We start from the raw sequence: 2,500 nt of genomic DNA, 5'->3' as shown, positions 1-2,500 counted from the left end.
GCCGGAACAACGACGGTTTGGGCTGTTCCGATTTCGCTCGCCACTACTCTCGGAATCACTCTTGTTTTCTCTTCCTCCGCCTACTTAGATGTTTCAGTTCAGCGGGTTCGCCCCCATTGCTGGGTGACAGGCCTTCAACCTGCCGGGTTGCCCCATTCGGACACCCACGGATCAATGCTCATGTGCAGCTCCCCGTGGATTTTCGCAGCTTATCGCGTCCTTCGTCGCCTCTGAGAGCCTAGGCATCCCCCATACGCCCTTCTTTTGCTTGTCGCACCTGTACCATAAGGTACAAATGCCCTCTCGTAATCCTTATATATTCTATTCTACTTCGTGTTTCTTCTTTGACTTCGCATGCAACGATCTAAAATCGTCACTGCTCCGTCCCAATATGTCAATGAACTTTTAAACAGTCTTGAGATGTTAGATATTAGACATGAGATGAATCTCACTTCTAAAATCTGGATACTCAATACTATCCAGTGGAGAATATCGGAGTCGAACCGATGACCTCCTGCGTGCAAGGCAGGCGCTCTAGCCAGCTGAGCTAATCCCCCATTTCCCTAGTAAAGAGTTATGAGTTGTGAGTTATGAGTCTATAACCCGCAATAACTCGCTCCTAGAATTTCCTTATTCAATACTCAATGAACTTTGCGCTCCGTACTTCCGTACATCGCACCTTTCGTAGTCTCAGGCAGACTCGAACTGCCGACCTCTACATTATCAGTGTAGCGCTCTAACCAGCTGAGCTATGAGACTGTCTTGGCCTTTTATTGCCTTATATCAGTATAACATATCATAAACGACAGCGCAGAGGATAAAGACCACCTCGTGCGGGACAAGGCATCTCCGGGCATCTCTTTCTCTAGAAAGGAGGTGTTCCAGCCGCACCTTCCGGTACGGCTACCTTGTTACGACTTAGCCCTAGTTACCGATTTTGCCCTAGGCCGCTCCTTGCGGTGACGGACTTCAGGCACTCCCGGCTTCCATGGCTTGACGGGCGGTGTGTACAAGGCCCGGGAACGTATTCACCGGATCATGGCTGATATCCGATTACTAGCGATTCCAGCTTCACGGGGTCGAGTTGCAGACCCCGATCCGAACTGTGACCGGTTTTGTAGATCCGCGCCCCCTTGCGGGGTGGCTTCCCTCTGTACCGGCCATTGTAGCACGTGTGTAGCCCAGGACGTAAGGGCCGTGATGATTTGACGTCGTCCCCACCTTCCTCACGGTTTGCACCGGCAGTCCCGTTAGAGTCCCCATCTTGACATGCTGGCAACTAACGGTAGGGGTTGCGCTCGTTATAGGACTTAACCTGACACCTCACGGCACGAGCTGACGACAACCATGCAGCACCTTGCAGGCGGTCCGAAGAAAGGGGTATCTCTACCCCATGCAGCCTGCATTTAAGCCCTGGTAAGGTTCCTCGCGTATCATCGAATTAAACCACATGCTCCACCGCTTGTGCGGGCCCCCGTCAATTCCTTTGAGTTTCATTCTTGCGAACGTACTCCCCAGGTGGGATACTTATCACTTTCGCTTGGCCACGGAGACCGAAGTCCCCACAGCTAGTATCCATCGTTTACGGCGTGGACTACCGGGGTATCTAATCCCGTTCGCTACCCACGCTTTCGTCCATCAGCGTCAGTACATGGTTGGCCACCTGCCTTCGCGATCGGTGTTCTATGTGATATCTATGCATTTCACCGCTACACCACATGTTCCGGCGACCCCACCATGACTCAAGACCTGCAGTATCAAAGGCAATTTTATGGTTGAGCCACAAACTTTCACCCCTGACTTACAGGCCCGCCTACGGACCCTTTAAACCCAATGATTCCGGATAACGCTCGGACCCTCCGTATTACCGCGGCTGCTGGCACGGAGTTAGCCGGTCCTTATTCTTACGGTACCGTCAGACGCCCACACGTGGGCGCATTTCTTCCCGTATAAAAGCAGTTTACAACCCATAGGGCCGTCATCCTGCACGCGGCATGGCTGGATCAGGCTCCCGCCCATTGTCCAATATTCCTCACTGCTGCCTCCCGTAGGAGTCTGGTCCGTGTCTCAGTACCAGTGTGGGGGATCCCCCTCTCAGGGCCCCTAACCATCGCTGCCTTGGTGGGCCGTTACCCCACCAACTAACTAATGGTACGCATGGCCATCCCTGTCCGATAAATCTTTAACCGTAATATCATGCGATATAACGGTACCATGGGGCATTAATCCAAGTTTCCCTGGGCTATTCCCCTGACAGGGGCAGGTTCCATACGCGTTCCGCACCCGTGCGCCGGTCGCCGGCGGAAAAGCAAGCTTTTCCCCGCTGCCCCTCGACTTGCATGTGTTAGGCCTGCCGCTAGCGTTCATCCTGAGCCAGGATCAAACTCTTCATTGTATTTCCTTGAATGTCTGTCCGACACCCGGAATACCGAGTCCCTGCATCAAAATGGTTCATTTCTTAATTCTACGCTGTCGTTACAATATGTATATGAACTTCTTT

Annotated in this window: 2 tRNA genes and 2 rRNA genes (1 of these 4 cut by a window edge); all 4 read right to left on the bottom strand. The window is 52.5% G+C overall.

Annotated features, from left to right (window positions below):
• Window positions 1–275: ribosomal RNA gene (locus DCK90_RS16505) — 23S ribosomal RNA — on the bottom strand (it extends 2,544 nt beyond the left edge of the window).
• A 208-nt stretch (window positions 276–483) separates the two neighbouring features.
• Window positions 484–557 (bottom strand) — tRNA-Ala (locus tag DCK90_RS16500).
• Between the two features lie 128 nt (window positions 558–685).
• Window positions 686–759: transfer RNA gene (locus tag DCK90_RS16495), tRNA-Ile, on the bottom strand.
• A 110-nt stretch (window positions 760–869) separates the two neighbouring features.
• A 16S ribosomal RNA gene (locus DCK90_RS16490) occupies window positions 870–2,395 on the bottom strand.
• Together the 16S and 23S rRNA genes with 2 tRNA genes alongside form the textbook arrangement of a ribosomal RNA operon.
• Window positions 2,396–2,500 lie beyond the last annotated feature (105 nt).

The organism is Muricauda brasiliensis (genome assembly GCF_003057865.1).
Taxonomy (GTDB): domain Bacteria; phylum Bacteroidota; class Bacteroidia; order Flavobacteriales; family Flavobacteriaceae; genus Flagellimonas; species Flagellimonas chongwuensis.
Note: the sequence above shows the minus strand (reverse complement) of the source record. Positions and strands in the feature narration are given on the sequence as shown.